Origin of the sequence: Granulicella mallensis (assembly GCF_014203225.1) — a bacterium.
Lineage (GTDB): Bacteria > Acidobacteriota > Terriglobia > Terriglobales > Acidobacteriaceae > Granulicella > Granulicella mallensis_A.
Genome location: NZ_JACHIO010000011.1, coordinates 14,169 through 33,093, shown reverse-complemented (window position 1 = coordinate 33,093; position 18,925 = coordinate 14,169). Strand labels below are relative to the sequence as shown.

Here is an 18,925-nt window from a genome sequence, read left to right as displayed (position 1 = left end):
TATGCCCGATGATCGTGAATGGTCCTACGGAAAGAGGTCGGGTACCCCTCGTGTCATGGGGAAGGTAGCTTCCGGTTCATCTGGCGATACAGCAGTACTGGTTGAGGAGCCTCACCCCAACGATCCGAGAAATCTTTCGGAACGACCGGAGTGGAAACTAGCCTGCCGGGTCGCGGCCAGTAAAGGATTATCGAAATCCGATCTGCTTCCGAAGTTTCTCCAATATGTCTGCGAGCAGCAGCTTCTGGGAAACGCGCATGAGATTACAGAGCAGCGTATCGGCACGCAGATCTTCAATCGTGCCCCTGATTACAATCCCGGCGAAGACAATATCGTCCGCAGCTATGCACGGCTATTGCGGAAGCGGCTCGATGAATACTTTGAAGGCGAAGGCCGCGACGAACCCATGCGGATCGTCATTCCTCGCGGTGGTTATGTGCCGGTCTTTCAGCAAGAGCCCGCGATCGAGTCACAAGCACCCCCTTCTTCTCTCGGCGCCTCTCTCGCACCGATACAGCTTTCCGCCAAGCTCTCAGACGCAGCAGAGATCCCGAAGCCTGTCGCTGCGTCTCGCAGAGTTTCTACAAGATTCGCGCTCGCTATCGGGTTGGTTGTCGGCGTTCTTCTGACCTGGACTGTACGGTTCGTAGTCCACAAAATGCAGGACACAAAGGTACTTGGACCAGCGCATTCGATCTGGGCCCAACTCTTCCAACCGAATCGGAACATGCTCATCGTTCCTTCGGATAGTGGACTCGGAGTATTGCAGAACATCACGGGACACCTCGTCACCCTGGAAGAGTACGCAAGCGGAACCTATCTCACCGATACGAAGCTTGTGCCCATGCTTAGCGTTGGCAACATGAATGACCTGCGCCAGCAGCGCTATACCAGCGTCGTCTCTTTGAACATTACGAACACGTTGACTCAGCTCCCCGAATTTACACCAGGCCGGACACAGATTCGTTACGCGCGAAGCATCACAGCGGAAGACCTGAAGCGTTCCAATGTCATCCTGCTCGGCTCGGTCCATACAAATCCCTGGGTCGCTCTCTTTGAGAAAAACCTTAACTTCAAATTCGAATACACGTCCGAAGTCGACCAGTCGTATGTGCTGAACGATCATCCCCTTGGCACGGAGCAGCAAAGGTACTCGAACGGCATAGGCGGAACCACCAACCGAACCTATGGTGCCATCGACTATCTGCCCAGCCTCGATGGAAAGGGCCACGTGCTGATCATCCAGGGACTCAACATGGCCGCCACCCAGGCTGCTGCGGACATCCTGTCCAATCCTGCAGAGATGAAGCCGGTTTTGAAACAGGCCCTTCTGCCGGATGGCTCCCTGAAGTCCTTCGAGTTCCTGGTCGAGACCAGCAGCATCGGCGCGAACGATCCTGGCGGCCACATCATCGCGACTCGCTTCTATCAGTAGCCATTGAGTGGTACGAGTGTGGTGAGTCTTTAGTTCATTGAAGCGCCAGCGTTGCCCCATAGCGAGAAGCGTGACGCTTCAGCGTCGCGGAGACGGAGATAGCAGCTTTTGTCTTTGTCTTTGCTTCTGAGATAGGTCCGGGCTTTAGCCCGGACATTCAGAACAAGCTATGAATGGGGCTTCAGCCCCTGGGATAGGCTTTCCTCTCCGCAGGCAGAGATGCCAAGGGATAAAAAGGCTTGTCCCAGGAGCTGAAGCCCCCTCCGTATTCGCCCCGTAATACCCGGGCTAAAGGCCGGGCCTATCTCGGAGACAACAGCAAAAGCGTACTCGTCGATTCGTCAGACATTACCTAAAGCCCTCTCTTTATGTACCCTGACTTACCCTCGAATCGACGCCTGAATTAAGGGGGTCGAGGCCACGGAACTCTTGATCTCAGGGTTCGTGGCGATGAGTTCGACCAACGCTCGCGTCAGCTTTTCATCCGTCTCAGAGGCATGCCGGATCAATACCGGAAAGCGTGCCCAGAGTTGGAACGTGCCGCCATTGAACTGCAACCGGGATTCGATCGCAGGAGGAGCAATCGATGTCTGCATCCAGTTCTCGACCACTCGATGCTGCAGCTCAATGCTGGAGCGGTAGCCGTCATAAACTGCATGCAATTCTTTCAACATGGCTTCGCAGACCAACTTGTAATTAGCCGCGTCCGTGAACTTCACAATTAGTTCATGCCAGGCATACTCAGTACCCGGTATCTGCTTATAAAGAGGCGTGCCTGCCTGGAAGAGAACGGCATTCGAAAAGACAGCGACACGTCCCGTCGGATTCAACTCCGTCCCGCTACCGGCCAGTTCCATCATGTAAAAGCGAACCAGCCCCACATCGATCACGTCTCCGGTCACCGACGAGATCGTAATGCGATCGCCTACCTTCACTCCATAGCGCCCAATGATGAAGAAGTATGCGGCGACAGAGAGCAGAATCGTTTGAAGACCAACAGCAATACCGGCGGTGATGAAACCCGCAAACGTTGCGAGTGAATTGAACTGGGTCACAAACCCAAACAAAATGACGATGACGGAAAGAAAGCCGACAACAACCCTGCGCACAATCAAAAATTGACGGCGACGGCGGATATCCCGAATGTACTTATTGGTCGCCCGGCTCCATATCTCTCCGCCCCCCAGAATGATAGCCAGTGCAATAGCAATCACCAGGATCCGAAGAAGCAGGGTGTGCAGAATGCTGAAGTACTCTTCATCGACAGAGGACCGCCAGGCGGAGAGGTTCGCACTGCTCTGCTCCAGGACGATAATCTCCTGGCTCAGAGGAACAGCCGCCGCCGATAAGACCTTGAACTGGGTGGTAATGGACGTGATATTGGGTTGGCCGGCTGCAGGTGGCGTGGCTGCAGGTGGCGTGGTTGGAGGCGCTGCTGGCGGAGCTGGAGTCGAGGCAGCTTGATCGCCAGAGTCCTCCGCCTGTTGAGAGAACAATTGCCCCTGCTTAATCAGATTGCGAAGAATGTTCGAAACAGGAGTACGCAAGTCAAGAGCCTGCTTCTTCAAATTCGCATTCTCTTGGACCAGGTTATCGAGGGCACGCCGCGTCTCAAACAGCTCGAACAGGACGGCTCCCTGGCTGGTAACGCCCGAAGACTTGGCTGCATCGAGCGTAGTGATCTGGGGCGCAGCCGTCTTATTCTTGCTCTGCAGCTCTGGAACCGAACTCTGCAGCCGATCGATATCAGCCGCTATCCCCGAACTATTTTGAGCATCCGTGATGCTAACAATCTTCTGCAGCGCGTCCTTCATGGCGGTAGCCAGATCGAGAGCGCCCTGGGCCTGCTTCCGCTGAGCCTGCAATCCTGGAAGGGTCTTCGCATTGGCAGAGTCGATCTGCTTGTCCAAAGCGGCTTCCCGGGCCTGCAGATCGCTTATCTGCTTTTCGACATTAGCCTCGGTCGACTGCATCCGCTGCTGCTCACTCGTCCCCGGCTCGCTGGGGGCAGCTCCCGGTGCGGCTCCCGGTGCAGTCCCCTGATGGGCCTGATACCCGGCCATCAAAGTGGCTTCCGCCTTCGCCGATTGGAAGGCATACCCAGCCACCTGCGACGAAAGAGCGACAGCCTGGTCGCGATAGACGATATCGTTAGGCTCGCCAGCCTTTTGGATGGGCTGCATGGAAGCCCGGTAAAACTGGATAACCGTGTTCAGATGGGCCAGAATATCGCGGCTTCTCGCAGCCGGATCGAAGCTGGCACTCGCAGCCTGTTGACCATGAGCGGCATACTGCGTAACGGCCGAACCTGCCAGCAGGGTGGCAGCAAAAACACTTAGCAGAACAACTTTTCTGGATGGCCGGGCACTTCGCTTTTGCATTCGTGTGGCGCGCTTCCTCTTCGAATTAACCTGAAACATGTCACCTCATGTCGCCTCTTTGACGACATATGTGAGATGCGAAAATCACAGCCCTGATTGTGTCATTCACTCCAGCGTTCCACAGAGTTTTCTCATTTTTAATAACCCAAAGCCTTTCAGCCAGAGCGAGGCCTCTTTCTCAAGCAAACAGACATTATAATGTTATGATGTCATTATGATTGATTCGACAACAGACGCACATCACCCTCTTTATGCGCGTATCGAATCGGTTCTTGCGTCAGATATAGCCGCAGGAGCTCTGCTCCCGGGCAGCCAGCTTCCGACCGAAGATAGCCTGATCGCGCGATTCGAAGTGAGCCGCATCACCGTCCGTAAGGCGATTCAGAACCTGGTGAGCCGAGGCCTGATCGAGATTCGCCGAGGAAAAGGAACCTTCGTCGTTCAGCCCAAAATCACGCAGGAGTTGACCGAACTGAGCGGCTTCGTCGAAGACATGCAGGCAGCAGGACGAAACCCTACCGCTCGCGTGGTAGATCAACAGACTGTAGCTGCCACCGAAGCTGTCGCCAGGCATCTCGCTCTGATCACAGGCACGCTGGTTGTCAGAATTCAGCGAGTGCGCCTGGCCGATGGCGTGGCCATGTCGTTCGACGAGACCTACCTGCCGCTGGAGATAGGCAAGAAGATCATCACCAACGACCTGGAAGTCGAGCCGATCTTCTCGCTGCTTGAGGCGAAGTACGATATTCCCCTCATAGAGGCGGAGTACAGGCTCGAGGCCATTGCGGCCGAGCCCCACGTAGCCCAGGCCCTCCAAGTGGCTGGCGGCAGCCCGATCTTCATGATCGAGCGCACCTCCTACACCACGGGAGGCCAGCCCATCGACTACGAGAGGCTGCACTATCGAGGCGACCTGATCCGGTTTGTCACGCGGTTGGCCCGTAATCCATCCAAATGAACTCTTCTGCTACCCCACAAAGACCCTCGTTCAGAGAGGCTTTCGGCTTCTGGTCCAGGCTGGGATGGATCAGCTTTGGCGGCACCGCCGCGCATATCGCCATCATGCATGGCTACCTTGTAGAGAAAAAGAAGTGGATCAGCAACGGCAGATTCCTCCATGCCCTGAGCCACTGCATGATCTTGCCCGGACCTGAAGCGCAGCAACTGGCAATCTATATCGGCTGGAAGCTTCATGGGAAGAAGGGTGGTCTCGCGGCAGGCACTCTCTTTGTCCTGCCCTCCATGTTCGTGCTGCTGGCACTGAGCCTGATCTATGTTCTATTCGGCAATCTTCCGTGGATTGCGGCCATGTTCAACGGACTAAAACCAGCCGTCATCGCACTGGTCCTTCTTGCGCTGCTCAAAATAGCAGGCAGGGCTTTGCGCGGCCCCGTGCATTACGTCGTAGCAGCCGCTGCCTTTATCGGCATGTTCTTCTTCAACGTGTCGCTGCCGCTGATTATGCTGGGAGCTGTAGTTCTGGGCGTCCTGCTCGGCCACCTGCGCCCTTCCCTCTTTCACCATCAAAACTCACTGGAGACGGACGAAGACGAACACGAGTATTTCATCAATAAATATTCGAAGAGTAGCGAAACAGAATTCAATAGCAAGTCTCTCGTCAAACTAGTCGGAACGGCCTTGTTGTTATGGCTGGCTCCCTTCGCGTTGTTCTATTTCTTTGTCGACGACTTTCACTTCTGGAAAGGGCTGGCTTTCTTTTTCACGAAGACGGCCTTCGTAACGATTGGCGGGTCCTACACCGTCATTCCCTACGTGGCGCAGATCAGCGTGGTGAAGCTGCACTGGCTGAGCAAACTCCAGATGATGGATGGCTTTGCTCTGGCTGAAACGACACCAGGACCATTGATTATCGTGGTAGCCTTTGTCGGCTTTATGGCTGGCTACAATCACTTCCACGGGTCTCTATGGATGGGAACCCTAGGGCTGTTAGCCACTACGTTCTATACCTTTCTTCCCTGCTTTCTCTTTGTCTTTGCAGGTGCGCCGATCGTAGAACGCACACAGGGCAAGCCCGCGGTGGAGGGCGTTCTAAGCCTCATCACCGCTGTTGTGGTGGGCGCCATTCTCGACCTGACCCTGTTTCTCGGAAAGGGTGTTGTCTTTCCCTCGGGAACCATGGCAGTAAGAAGCATCGACATCGTCTCCGTAGCCTGGATCATTACGTCCCTATTGCTACTAAAGAAGTTCAGGATGAACGTGGTCTACCTGATTCTCTTGAGCGTTGCCTTCGGAGCGGGACGGTATCTGATCATGCTGCACATGCGATGAACGAGCGACTTCAAAATGAACATCTTTGATAGAGGCTATTCAGGTACGGAAGTAGATTAAAGCCGCGTCCAAAGTCCTGTCTTTGCCTTTCTTTTTGTCATTCCGAGCGTAGCGAGCGAATCTGCTGTCTCCCGTTTTTCGCTAGCATTGCCACAAACGTTATGCGTTCAAGCAGATCCCAGTTTCAACTCACGCGTTTCGCGGTGATACGAACGAAGAACGGGAGACAGCAGATTCGCTCGCTACGCTCGGAATGACAACAAGAAAAGCAAAGGCAACTGCACCGACCATCCATCGGCAAATCGGGCTTTCCCGCCCTAAAATGCAAACTTCGCCGCAAGCTGAACCAACCGTGGAGCGGACGCACTCACAATTTTCCCGAAGTTGGGATCTTCCACCTGTCCATCCACTGAGGCTGGCCCGAAGAATTGAGTGTGATTGAACACGTTGAACGCCTCCAGGCGAAGGTCCAGGGATTTCGAACCCTGGATCCGAATACTCTTCTGCAAACTAGTATCGAAGTTGTTGATACCCGGTCCATAGAAGTTCCGGCGCTTCGCATTTCCAAGCTGACCCAGGATCTCTTCAGGAAAGAGTGCCGTATTGAAGGCAGGCCGGCCATTGCGTCCGTTCGTATTGATCTGCAACGGTCCGGGCAAATACTGCGGCGTATCGAGCAGAAAGTTATTCGCTCCATTCCCGAGAGTTCCCAGCAAGGAATTGTCCGAGTTGTCGGAGAGAGTGACAGGCAAGCCGCTGGCGAAGCGGGTCGTACCGGACAGCGTCCAACCCGTCGTCCATCGATTTACGCGATGCAGAAATTCGTCAAAGGGAAGATACAGGCTATAGGTCGCGACAAAGTCGTGCTTAAGATCGTAGGCAGAAATAGCGCGGGAGTGACGGGGATCGATAGGATCGAGCTGCTCTCCAAGGTTCGATCCCTGGTCTATCGATTTGGCATAGGTATAGCTGAGCAAAAAGGATGAACCGCCCCGCTGATACTTCAGCATAGTCTCCAGAGCATTGTAGTTAGAGTTCGCAGCGGATTTATCGGCGGTGTTTTCACCATAATTCGATCCTTGCCCCACGCGCGTGCCCTGAATCACCTGACCGCTGGCGGTAGTGTAGGTCGTGTCTTCTCCGAAGGGGCCACAGCCGACACTCTGAAGACTCAAACAGAGCGCAGGGTTGCCGGGATTGACGGAGACGAGACTCAGAAGATGGTGCCCCTGGTTGCCAACGTAGCTCGCTGTGAGAATTAGATTGTGTGTAATCTGCCGCTGCAAAGAAAGCATGAAGTTATTGATATAGGGCACACGATTGCGATAGTAGAAAAATGGGTCCGCCGCTATAGGAGTGAAGTTCGACCAGTCGACATTGTTGTCGGGATTGGAGGCGGACACGTTGTGCGGTGGGAATGGGAACGGAAAGCGCTGGCCGTTATTGACGCCTGATGCAGCCGTGATAAACGGCGACTCAAGCAATGGCGGTCCAGGGCTGAGATAGTTGAAGCCGAAAGGTGGAACTGCATACATGATGCCGGCAGATAGCCCAGGGAAAGCCGTATAGAAGATGCCGTAACTCGCGCGAATACTGCTCTTGCCTGACTCACCAAAGAGCAGACGGCCAAGCCCCTTTTCAAAGTGCGGCGCGTAGGCCAGACCGATGCGTGGAGCAAAGTTCTTATAGCTCGTCGGAGCAATCGTCTGTGGCACACCAGGATCTCCCGCAACGACGAAGCCCAGAGGCGCTCCGGGATACAGCACAGATTGCTCCCCGGGAATATAAGTCTGAAGCTGATGGTTCTTCTCCGACCAGGGCTCGATGATGTCCCAGCGAACACCCGCATTGAGCGTAAGGTCACTGCGCACGCGCCAGCTATCCTGCGCATAAAAACCGAGATAGTGATTGCGCAGGTAAAAGGGCTGGCCGGAGGACTGCGTGTAGTTACTCGGAGTGCCGATCAAAAAATCGGCATACGGATCACCAGTCTCCGTCCCATTGATATTGAAGGTCCCATTGAAGGTCGCGTTCGGATGTTCATTGACCTGGTCAACATGGAACTGTCCTCCAACTTTGACGGTGTGAGTTCCGAAGACGCGCGAGAAGCCATCGCTCAGGTAATACGTATTGTTGACCTGGGTCTCATTCGTAATAGGAACACCCAGGACAAAGGTCGGGAAGGTAATATTCTCAACGCCCTCGAACTGCGGGGCCTGAACATAGATACCCGAACTACCGGCCCCGGTCGTAAACCCCTGCGAGGCAAGCGAGACACCAAGGCCGCCCTTTGGCTGTCCGATCACATTCGCGTAACGAAGGTACCCAACATTGAAGTCGTTCACCGCATTCGCTCCGATCACCTTGGTGTCTGAGATCGAAAGAAGCTGTGCGCGGCCCAGGGTGAGAGCGTCGAAGCCAGGAATGGAAGCTCCTCCCTGCTGGCCAGGATACGGATTATCCAGTGTGTAGTCGTCGATAAAGTAATATCCCGAAATCCTGCCCAGGAGAGTATCCGCATCGAGCCGCACGGAACCCTTGTCATCGCGGTTCACCTCAGCGAAGGCTGAGGTCGAAAACTGACCGGAACCAACGTTCGGAGAGGGGATGTATTGAAGTAAATTCTTCCCGGGTGCCGACCATGCAGCCGGAGGAATCCTCAGGCCCGGGAAGACACATTGGGCCGTGCTGGTACAGGTGTTCGAGTAAGTACCTGGGTTCTGGTCTGGATGGTTCGGATCGACCGGCATCGATTCGCCTGCCGTGAAGCTGTAGGGTTCTCCGGCACTCACGGGATACCCGAGCTTTGGTGCAAGGACCTGAGACGCGAGATAAGGACCGCTGACCACCGTTGGAACCGTAACCTGTGCACCATTCACGGTGGCCGTCGTTGTAAAGGTGGACCCGTCATCAGAGAAATCGCCACTCCGTTCAGCCAGAGTAGGAACCGAAATATTTCCCGTAGAGATGCCCTGTGTTGTACGCGTGCCCTGGTAGTCCGCGAAGAAGAATAGTTTGGTGTGTTTTACAGGACCACCCAGCGTTCCACCGTACTGGTTCTGTTTGAAGGCCGGGCGAGTGGGATCAAAGTAGCCTCGAGCGTCGAGGGCCGTGTTGCGAAAAAACTCAAAGGCCTTTCCGTGAAACTGGCCGCTGCCGGACTTGGTGACAACAGTGATCATGCCACCGTTGTAATTTCCGTACTCTGGATCGAAGTTATTGGTCAGCACACGGAACTGCTCGATGGAATCCAGATCAGGAACAATGGACGTTCCCCCGTTCATGTGCTCCTGTACATCCACGCCATTGACCATGAAGCCATTGGAAGACTCGCGTTGGCCATTGATCGAAACATTGCCGGGATTCTCATCCCCCGAGGGAGAGATGCCGCCTGTCACTCCAGCCATGATTACGGCGTTGGGAAGCAGCGTGGATACAGGCGCAACGCCAGGCTGAATCGAAAGCAGGTCGGTGTAACTCCTGCCGTTGAGTGGTAGTGCTGTCATCTCCGCACCCGAGACAACTTCCCCCAGATGCGTCGAGCTGGTATCGAACTGCGCACTCGTCTCGCCGCTTACCGTTACCGCATCGGACGTACCACCAACGGCAAGCGCGACATCGGCGCGAAGACTGGCATCCGTATCGACGACCAGGCCTGTCAGCTTCTTCGTGGCAAAGCCGGTTCCGGTAACCGTAAGGTCGTATCTTCCCACCGGAAGGTTGAGGAAGGAATAGGCTCCCTGCGCATTCGAGACTGCTCGATAGGTCGTTTGCTGCGCCTGGCTGACCAGCACCAGTTTGGCTGCGGGAATAGCAGCTCCCGTAGCATCCGTAACCGTGCCGGTAATACTTCCACCTACAGCCGCAAATATCCGCAGACTGGTGAAGATCAAAATAGCGAGGAGAAAGATAGTTTGTTTTGTCTTACAACCAACGAACAACAAAATCGAATCGAGCAAACTGCACCTCAATCCGTGGCAAAGAGGCACAAAGCTCAAATGAAATGAGCGATCGCTTCCCGTTTCCACGCGGAAAAGAATCAAATTGATTCCAGGTAGGTCTCCTGACTATCAGGCGAAGCTTCTGTTACGAAGCTCCCGACTCTTCACCTTCCCCGATCGCACCGAGTGGCCTATGAAAAGTCGTTTTCCTGATTACAGTGGCGGGACCGTGCCGGACTTACACCGGACTTCCCTTTTATGCCCTTGCGGGCACCTGGAACGTTTTGCCAGACTAACACACAGCCTCTGAGAGGACCTATGAGTTTCCTGAAGAGCGAGAGAGAGCACATCCAGTGGAACGCGCCGTCCAAAGCCTCCCGTTAAATCGCAGGTCAGTCACCGAGAGCGGCGAGATTTCAAGCCGCCAGAAGGACTCCGGCGGAGCTTGCAAGCTATAGAGAATTGCCGCACGAATCACGGCGGGATGAGTCACGGCTAAGGTGTGCCCGGCACCGGTCTGCGCTTCCATCCAATGCCCCACACGGGCAATCAACTGCACGAAGGACTCACCGCCGTGAGGCGCGGCACTTACATCGGTAAGCCAGGCCGCTAACCCTATCGGATCGCTCGCCTGTATCTCGTCGATCTGTTTGCCACTCCACTCTCCGTAGCTGACATCGGCAAGCCCACCTTCTACAGATGCTTCAAGGCCCAGGGCTGTCGCCGTCTGTCGCGTGCGCTGCTCAGGGCCTGCGCAGATCTGCTGTGTGCGCGGAGCCGTCCAGCCCAGGGCAGCAATCTTCTCCGGCTCGCCTTCGACAAGAGCTTCGTCCAGCGGGAAGGAAGCGCGTTTCAGGGCAAGAGTGGCGGCGTGGCTGATCAAGGTGATTCGGGCAGGTAGAGTTTGCGGTTCGGAGGGTTGCATCGCAAATCATTCTACGTGGGAGAGGGCTTCGGCTATCAGGACCTGTCACCCGATTGCGCGCAGCGCGTTCCCCGACGCTTTAGCGTCGCAGTTTGCACTTCGCGCAATCGCATGACCTACCCCACTCCTTGACACTCCCCCTCGCCTTCACTAGGCTCAGATTCAGTTGAGCTTGCGTTATCCCTCAACCAGTTCAGGAGACTTCCACATGTCACAATCTGTCGCAGGTTCCATTGCATCCCCGGTATCTATCCCCGTTGTTCCGTTGCGGGAGCTGTTGCCCTGGGCGCTCTTCGGCGGTCTGCTGATGCTGCTCCTGATCTACTTTGTCGGCGCGGAACAGGGAGCCACCTCTCTCATTCATGGTCGTGCTGTCCATGAGTTCGTGCACGATGGACGCCATCTCCTCGGCTTTCCCTGCCACTAAACCCGATGGCCCGTACGCTGCTTCTTCGTGGAATGCTGGTCGGCCTCGTAGCCGGGTTGATCGTCTTTGCGTTCGCGCGCTGGATCGGCGAGCCTCAGGTCGACAGGGCTATCGCCTTTGAAACCAGCATGGACCAGGCCAAAGGCGAAGCTCCCGAGCCGGAGATGGTCAGCCGCAAAATTCAAAGCGGCCTGGGATTGCTGACCGGGGCTGTGGTCTACAGCACCGCGCTCGGCGGCATCTTCGGAATCGTGTTCGCCTTTGCGCGGGGCCGTCTCAGCGCGGCCAGGCCCAGAGCGCTCTCCGCGTTGATCGCGGGCCTGGGATTCATCGCCATCGTTCTGGTTCCGTCGCTCAAGTACCCTGCAAATCCTCCGTCAGTTGGAAATCCGGAGACGATCGGCGTTCGTACCGGGGCCTATTTTCTGCTCATCGCCATCTCCCTGATGTCCCTGATTCTGGCGATCAAGGCCGGACGGCGCTTGAAGAAGCCCTTCGGCCCCTGGAACGCGTCGCTGCTCGCGGCCCTTTTGTTCGTACTGCTGACGGGAATCAGCGCTCATTTCATGCCTGTCATCGACGAAGTCCCCGCAGGCTTTCCGGCCTCTCTGCTCTGGAAGTTCCGCATCGCATCGTGGGAGACGCAGGTCGTGCTGTGGAGCGTGCTGGGCCTGCTCTTCGGAGCTCTGACCGAGCGGCAGGAAGCCGCGGCTCAACAAAGCGGGCGAGCTTTCCCTACCTCGGACGAGATGCGTTACTCCTGACAAAATCGTGACGTCCCGCGTGGGATTACGCGTGATACTAATGGTGTTGACCTACGGTGCCCACATGGGCTTAAAAGGGAAGTCCGGAGCAAAACCGGCGCGGTCCCGCCACTGTAAACAAAGATGAGCCGCTAGCGGTACCACTCGGCAAAAGACCGGGGAAGGATAGCGGCAGACACCTAGATGTCGTCTTTGAGCCAGGAGACCTGCCAGGGTTCGAACTGCAACTTTCTGCGGAGACAGAAACCCTGCGCCTGAGCTTACGTTCCATCGAAGACAACCCGTACCCCTCCCCGCTGACCCTGCGCAGCTTCGCGACCGGTGTCGCGCGTGCAGCGATGCCTCCGTGCCCTTTCCTCAGCGGCCCGCATCTCGTCCAGCCAACCCGTCAAAGCAGCCCTTCGGAGCAGATGTAGCCATGCCGACCTACCGCCAACGCGTCATCCGTGCCGATGGGCGCGCCTTCAACATCACGCAGCACCGCGCGCACCTGACCTACTGCTACACCGGCTGCTGCTGCGGCATCACCGAGCGCGGCTATGCCGCGGTGCCGGTCGACGTCTACACAGAGGAGTGGCTCAAGCGCAAGATCCGCAACGACGTCCACCTGACCAAGGGCGGGTGCATCGGGCCCTGCGCCCTGGCGAACGTCGCCAGTCTCGTCTTCGACGGCAAGAGCATCTGGTTCCACTCGGTCAACAGCGAGTGGCAGGTACGCCAGATCTACGAGTACATCGACTCGATGCTGAAGGCGGATCGCTTCCTGCAGCCGCCCTCCGAGCTGAGCGAATACGTATTCAACTACTACGACTGGGACGTTCGCCTGCCCAGCCCGGCAGAGGGGCTAACCCAGCTTGAGATCGTGCAACCGAATGGCGCGATCATGCTGCTCTCGCACGCGGACACCGATCTGCTGACGCTCATCAAGGCCTCGGAGACGCTGCCGGAAGAGCTGCGCGTCAGTGGCTTTTCCCTGAACGCGCTCCGCACCGAAGACCAGATGAACGTGCTGATCCTCGGCGAGATGAGCAAGGCAAAGGTTATCGTCGTGCGCTGCCATGGGCCGCTCAGCGGCATCCCCGGCTTCGACCGACTGAAGGCAGCCTGCATCGAGCGTGGGCAGTCGCTGGTGCTGGTGAGCGGCACAGGCGATAACGCCTCGGAGTTTTCCGAGACGATCAACGTGCCCGCCGATGTGATGCAGACAGCCTCGGGCTACCTCGATCTCGGAGGCGTCTCCAACTTCGGCGAGTTGTTCCGCTTCCTCTCCGACCGCCTGATGCTTACCGGCTTCGGCTACACCGCTCCAAGCCCAATGCCGGAGCACGGAATCTACCTGCCGGAGATGGACGCCGCGACCTTTGAAGACTGGCAGCGCCAGGCCGATCCCGCCCAGCCGACCGCAGCGGTGCTCTTCTATCGCGCGCATCGCATGAGCGGAAACACCAGCTTCATCGACGCGATCGCCGAAGCGCTAAAGAGCAAGGGCATGAATGCGCTCTGCATCTTCACCTCAAGCCTCAAGTCGAAGGAGAACGGACGCCCCGCAGCCTTCCGCCTGATCGAAGGCAAAGCAGACGTTCTGATCTCGACGTTGTCGTTTGCACTGGGAGAGGTGAACACCGGCGCTGTAACGATTGCAGGCGAGGCCGTGGGCTCTCTCGAACAGCTCGGCATTCCCGTGCTGCAGGCCATCGCGAGCGGCATGCAGTACGGAGCGTGGGAAGGCTCGCGTCGCGGAATCAATGCCCTCGACACCGCCGTGAACGTCGCCATTCCCGAGTTCGATGGCCGCATCATCACCGTGCCGGTCTCATTCAAAGAACGCAGTGCCGCCGGTACAGACAACCTCTACGTCGCCCACCCGGACAGAGTGGACCGCGTTGCCGGAATTGCTGCACGTCTTGCGGCTCTGCGCCGCAAGTCCAATCGCGAACGCCGCATCGCCTTCGTGCTGACCAACTCCGCGGCGAAGGCCTCGCAGGTTGGCGGTGCCGTGGGCCTCGATACACCGGCGAGCCTTCTGACCACTCTCCACGCCATGCGTGCGCGCCGTTACAACATCTCTGCCCTGCCAGAAACCTCGGATGAGTTGATGCAGAGTCTGCTGCAGCATGGCACCTACGACGACAACTATCCGCTCGACCCCGCGCAAGCCAAGCGCTTCTCCCGAGCCGTTTACCGGAAGATCTTTGCCGCATTTCCCGAGCGGCCGAACCGCAGGATGCAGGACTTCTGGGGTCAGCCCCAGGACCGGGGCTTCAGCGTTCTGCCTGCCAAAAAGACAGACAAGAAACTGCTCCCCACCATCGGTGGCAAGGTCGTCTCCATCGAGCAGGAAGAGCCGTGGGGAGATGAGCACGACTACCTCTTCGCCGCGATGGATCTCGGCAATGCGCTCATCGCTCTACAGCCTCCGCGCGGCTATGGCATCGACCCCGACACGATCTATCACACGCCCGATCTGCCGCCGACGCACCACTACACGGCCTTCTACCGCTGGCTGGGAACGCCGCAATCCGAGGGCGGCTGGGGCGCGGACGCTATTGTCCACATGGGCAAGCACGGCACGCTTGAGTGGCTTCCCGGCAAGGGCATAGGCCTCTCAGGCGAGTGCTACCCCGACCTGCTGCTGGGCGATCTTCCGCTCGTCTACCCGTTCATCCTCAACGACCCCGGCGAGGGCAGCCAGTCCAAGCGGCGGGCCCACGCCATCGTCGTCGACCATCTCACACCGCCGATGACCAATGCCGAAACCTATGGTCCCCTGGCAGAGCTGAACCAGCTCGTGAACGAGTACTACGCCGTAGAAAAGCTGGACCCCAAGAAGCTGCCGTACCTGCAACAGCAGATCTGGGAGCTGGTGGAGCGCACCAACCTCAAGACCGATCTCGACACCAAGACGATGCTCACGCGCGAACGCGGCGACCACACTCATGAGTGGGACGACGCGCTGACGCCGGAGGGTGTTCCAACGACGCTGGCTTCGATGACCGGCAACGAGGTTGCGCATCTCATCGAAGACCTCGACGGTTATCTCTGCGAGCTGGGCATGGCCCAGATCCGCGACGGCCTCCATATCCTGGGACAGATGCCCCCGCTCCCCGAGATGCTTCGCTCGCTCACGCGGTTGGCGAACATCAGCACACCCAGCCTGCAGGCGAGCCTCGCGACGGCGTTCTCCTTCGACCTTGCGAGCCTTCTCGACAAGCCAGGAGAACGGCTGGAAGAGCCGCAAGAGATCCTCGACCAGACCTGCTACACACGAGCTGACGTGCTGGAACTGCTCGACCGTGCCTCGCTCGATCTCTTCACCATGCTGGAGACCCTCGGCTTTCGCACGGAAAAGATCGCCGATGTCCAGCGCGCCGTGCTCGGCCTCCAATCAGAGGACATTACGCAATCCCTTATCTTCGCCTGCGAGGAACTTGTGCCGAACCTCGAACAGACCGGCGACGAGATCGAGCACCTTCTCGACGCCCTCGAAGGCAAATACATTCCCGCCGGACCGGCCGGCGCACCGACACGCGGCATGGCCCACGTTCTGCCGACAGGCCGTAACTTCTACGCCGTCGATCCGCGTGCCTTGCCGTCACAGGCCGCATGGCGGGTGGGGCAGCAACTTGCGCGCGAAGCCATCGAACGCTTCCGCAAAGAGGAAGGCAAATACCCCGAGATGATGGGCCTGAGCGTCTGGGGAACCTCGCAGATGCGCACCCACGGCGACGATCTCGCCGAAGCCTTTGCGCTGCTCGGCGTGCAGCCCGTTTGGAACGCGCAGTCCCGCAGACTGGAAGGCGTTGCTGTCATTCCGCTCGAACAACTGGGTCGCCCCCGCGTGGACGTTACGCTGCGTATCAGCGGCTTCTTCCGCGATGCCTTTCCCCATCTGATCGATATGTTCGACCAGGCCATCTCCCTTGTCGTCGAGCTGGACGAACCGCTCGAACAGAACTTCCCACGCAAGCACTACCTCGCCGATCTCGAGGCGCACAAAGATCTTCCCGAGCATGAGGCGGAAGCCCAGGCTCGCTATCGCATCTTCGGCTCGAAGCCGGGCTCCTATGGCGCCGGCATTCTCCCGCTGATCGAAACCGGCAATTGGCATGGCGACGAGGACTTTGCACGCGCCTTCCTCGCCTGGGGCGGCTACGCCTACGGCAAGGGCACGGACGGCGTCGATGCCCAGCCTGTGTTTGCGGAACGCCTGAAGTCGATCCAGGTCGCGCTGCACAACCAGGACAATCGCGAGCACGACATCTTCGACTCCGACGACTACTTTCAGTTCCACGGCGGCATGATCGCCTCCATCCGCGCGCTCACAGGCGTGCAACCCAAGGCCTACTTCGGCGACAGCTCTCGCCCCGAGAATGCACAGGTCCGCGACCTCAAAGAAGAAGCGCTGCGCGTCTACCGCTCCCGCGTCATCAACCCCAAGTGGATCGAGAGCATCAAGCGGCACGGCTACAAGGGCGGTCTGGAACTCTCGGCCACGGTGGACTACATCTTCGGCTTCGACTCCACAGCACACATCGCTCCGGACTTTGTCTACGAGGGCCTCGCCGAGCACTATGCCCTGTCCCAGGAGATGCGCGACTTCCTAGGCGCCTCCAATCCGTGGGCATTGAACGCCATCGCCGAACGGCTGCTCGAAGCAGCCCGGCGCGAGCTCTGGGAGAACCCCGCACCAGAGACCTTGAACGCCCTGCGCGAAGTCTTGCTGGAGAGCGAGACGCTGTTAGAGGCCCAGGGCGAACGGAGGCGCGAGATCGCCCAATGAAGCCGTCCATCTATCCGTTCTCCGCCATCGCCGGACAGCACGAGATGAAGCTGGCCCTGCTGCTCGCAGCCGTGGACTGGCGCATCAGCGTGCTCCTGCGAGGAGACAAAGGCGCCGGCAAGACCACCACGGCGCGCGCGCTTGCCGCTCTCCTGCCCCAGCCCAGTCCCTTCATCAATCTGCCGATCGGGGCGACTGAAGACCGTCTGCTCGGCGGCCTGCACCTGGAGCGCGCGCTCAAAGGCGACCCCGCGCTAAAGCCCGGTCTGTTGTCCGAAGCGCACGGCGGCGTCCTCTACGTGGACGAGGTCAACCTTCTCCCGGCCCATCTGGGCGACACCCTGCTCGACACTGCCTCCAGCGGAGTCAACGTGATCGAGCGCGAAGGCTTCAGCGCCTCGCACGCAGCCGAGTTCGTCCTGCTCGGCAGCATGAACCCGGAAGAAGGCCTGCTGCGTCCCCAACTGCTCGACCGCTTTGCGCTCGCGGTCAACATCACTGCGCCTCTGGAGCCAGCCGAACGGCAAACCGTCGTCGAGCGCCGGATCGCCTTCGACCGCGATCCGGCCGGCTTCCTCGCCGATTGGGCGGAGATAGAACAGCAGCTTCGCGAGCAGATCCTCAGCGCGCGCGCGCAGCTCTCCGGCGTTCTGTGCTCGCGAGAGATTCCCGCGCAGATCAGTGCCGCCGTCTGCGAAAGAGGCGTGCGCTCCCTGCGCGCCGATCTCGCGGCGGTTCGAGCCTCCATCGCCTACGCCGCCCTCACCGGCGATGTCTCGGTACAGCCCCACCATGTAGCCGCCGTACTGCCGCTGGTGCTGGCTCATCGCGCCCAGGAGCGAGGCCGTCCCCCGGCACCCCAACCGCCAGCACCCCAGACACCGCCAGACGCTCCTTCCGAGGCCTCCGACAAAGACCAGGCGCAGAACGCAGGTGAGGCCCAGGAACGAATCTTCGCTCCCAGGGAGATCAAAACGCCCAAGGTGCAAGCGAAGTTTGAGGACGCCGCGACACGCGGCAGCAGCGCTCCGGCACTGGCGAACCAGCCGGGGCCGGTGGTCGGAACACGCCGGTCTGAAACTCCCGTGGAGCTCGACCTTCGCGCTACCTTGAACCACGCCGTAATGGAGACCGGAAGCCTCCAACCGCGCCTGCAGGATCTCCACGAACGAGTGCGGCAGCCGACAACAGGCACCCGATATCTCTTCGTCATCGATTCAAGCGGCTCTCACGCAGCGCAGGAGAGAATGCGCCTGGTCAAAGGCGCGGCTTCCAGCCTGCTGACACGTTCTTTCAAGAATGGCGACGAGGCTGCCATCATCGTCTTTCGCGGCACGGCAGCGCAGGTGGTGCTTGAGCCGACGCGGACACTCCCCGAAGCCATCACCGCCTTCGAGTACCTACCCACGGGCGGCAGAACCCCTTTGGCCCATGCCCTCGATCTCGCACAAAACTACCTGACACCGGCAACGGTCCTGGTGCTTCTCACCGATGGGCGAGCAAATGTCTCTCTGGGTGAGGGCGACCCCTGGCAGGAGGCATTGGAGATTGCGAGCCGGATCAAGACCACCGCCCTCGTAGTCGATACCGAAAACTCCGCCGAACGGCTGGGACGCCCCCGCCAGTTGGCAGAGGTCATGGCGGCAGAGTATGTGGGGCTGGAGAATCTCGAATCCAGTGATGACATGGTTCTGGCCCTGCAACAATTCCGGGGATGATCTATTGCTGTTGTTTTTCTGGTTGTCATTCCGAGCGTAGCGAGCGAATCTGCTTCCTCCCGCTTTTTGCTCGCACCAGAACAGATGTCATCGTCCAGAACATAACTTTTGCTGCCTATACTTCTCTGGCGCTACAAACGGAGAACGGGAGGAAGCAGATTCGCTCGCTGCGCTCGGAATGACAACCAGAAAAGCAACGGCAACGACAAAGACATCCAATTCTCCGCCATACCACACTCCCTACGATTGACCCACCTCCTCCGCG

Annotated in this window: 10 protein-coding genes and 2 riboswitches; of the genes, 7 read left to right on the top strand and 3 right to left on the bottom strand. The window is 58.3% G+C overall.

Annotated elements, in window-relative coordinates:
• Positions 1-55: 55 nt before the first annotated feature.
• Complete coding sequence (locus HDF15_RS13540; RefSeq protein WP_260331062.1) at positions 56-1,435, top strand: hypothetical protein; 1,380 nt, start codon at positions 56-58, stop codon at positions 1,433-1,435.
• A 380-nt stretch (positions 1,436-1,815) separates the two neighbouring features.
• On the opposite strand, the gene HDF15_RS13535 is transcribed toward HDF15_RS13540, so the two are convergent.
• On the bottom strand, positions 1,816-3,816 hold the full coding sequence (locus HDF15_RS13535) for a mechanosensitive ion channel family protein (protein WP_260331061.1): 2,001 nt from the start codon (positions 3,814-3,816) through the stop codon (positions 1,816-1,818).
• A gap of 214 nt (positions 3,817-4,030) precedes the next feature.
• On the opposite strand from HDF15_RS13535, the gene HDF15_RS13530 reads away from it, so the two are divergent.
• The gene (locus HDF15_RS13530; protein WP_184256372.1) at positions 4,031-4,774 is read left to right on the top strand and encodes a GntR family transcriptional regulator; all 744 of its coding nucleotides are present in this window, start codon (positions 4,031-4,033) and stop codon (positions 4,772-4,774) included.
• Complete coding sequence (gene chrA, locus HDF15_RS13525; RefSeq protein ID WP_184256370.1) at positions 4,771-6,105, top strand: chromate efflux transporter; 1,335 nt, start codon at positions 4,771-4,773, stop codon at positions 6,103-6,105. The genes HDF15_RS13530 and chrA overlap by 4 nt, the downstream gene beginning before the upstream one ends.
• A 317-nt stretch (positions 6,106-6,422) precedes the next feature.
• Here chrA and HDF15_RS13520 read toward each other — a convergent pair whose 3' ends face one another.
• Entirely contained in the window at positions 6,423-10,064 is a 3,642-nt protein-coding gene (locus HDF15_RS13520) for a TonB-dependent receptor (RefSeq protein ID WP_260331060.1), read from the bottom strand.
• Positions 10,065-10,140: 76 nt separating this feature from the next.
• Positions 10,141-10,339: riboswitch (cobalamin riboswitch) on the bottom strand.
• Between the two features lie 23 nt (positions 10,340-10,362).
• Positions 10,363-10,971: a histidine phosphatase family protein gene (locus HDF15_RS13515; protein ID WP_184256368.1), complete on the bottom strand. Its 609-nt coding sequence runs from the start codon at positions 10,969-10,971 to the stop codon at positions 10,363-10,365.
• A 208-nt stretch (positions 10,972-11,179) separates the two neighbouring features.
• Here HDF15_RS13515 and HDF15_RS13510 point away from each other — a divergent pair, with 208 nt between their 5' ends.
• From HDF15_RS13510 to HDF15_RS13495, 4 genes are all read left to right on the top strand, one after another.
• Positions 11,180-11,398 (top strand): CbtB-domain containing protein, encoded by a 219-nt coding sequence (locus HDF15_RS13510; protein WP_014266264.1) that lies wholly within the window; start codon positions 11,180-11,182, stop codon positions 11,396-11,398.
• Positions 11,399-11,403: 5 nt separating this feature from the next.
• The gene (locus HDF15_RS13505) at positions 11,404-12,162 is read left to right on the top strand and encodes a CbtA family protein (protein WP_184256366.1); all 759 of its coding nucleotides are present in this window, start codon (positions 11,404-11,406) and stop codon (positions 12,160-12,162) included.
• A 37-nt stretch (positions 12,163-12,199) separates the two neighbouring features.
• Positions 12,200-12,391, top strand: a riboswitch (cobalamin riboswitch).
• A 189-nt stretch (positions 12,392-12,580) separates the two neighbouring features.
• Positions 12,581-16,942, top strand: coding sequence for a cobaltochelatase subunit CobN (cobN, locus tag HDF15_RS13500; RefSeq protein ID WP_184256364.1), 4,362 nt, complete (start codon positions 12,581-12,583; stop codon positions 16,940-16,942).
• Positions 16,939-18,660, top strand: a complete 1,722-nt coding sequence (locus tag HDF15_RS13495; RefSeq protein ID WP_184256362.1) for an ATP-binding protein — start codon at positions 16,939-16,941, stop codon at positions 18,658-18,660. The genes cobN and HDF15_RS13495 overlap by 4 nt, the downstream gene beginning before the upstream one ends.
• The last annotated feature ends 265 nt before the right edge of the window (positions 18,661-18,925 follow it).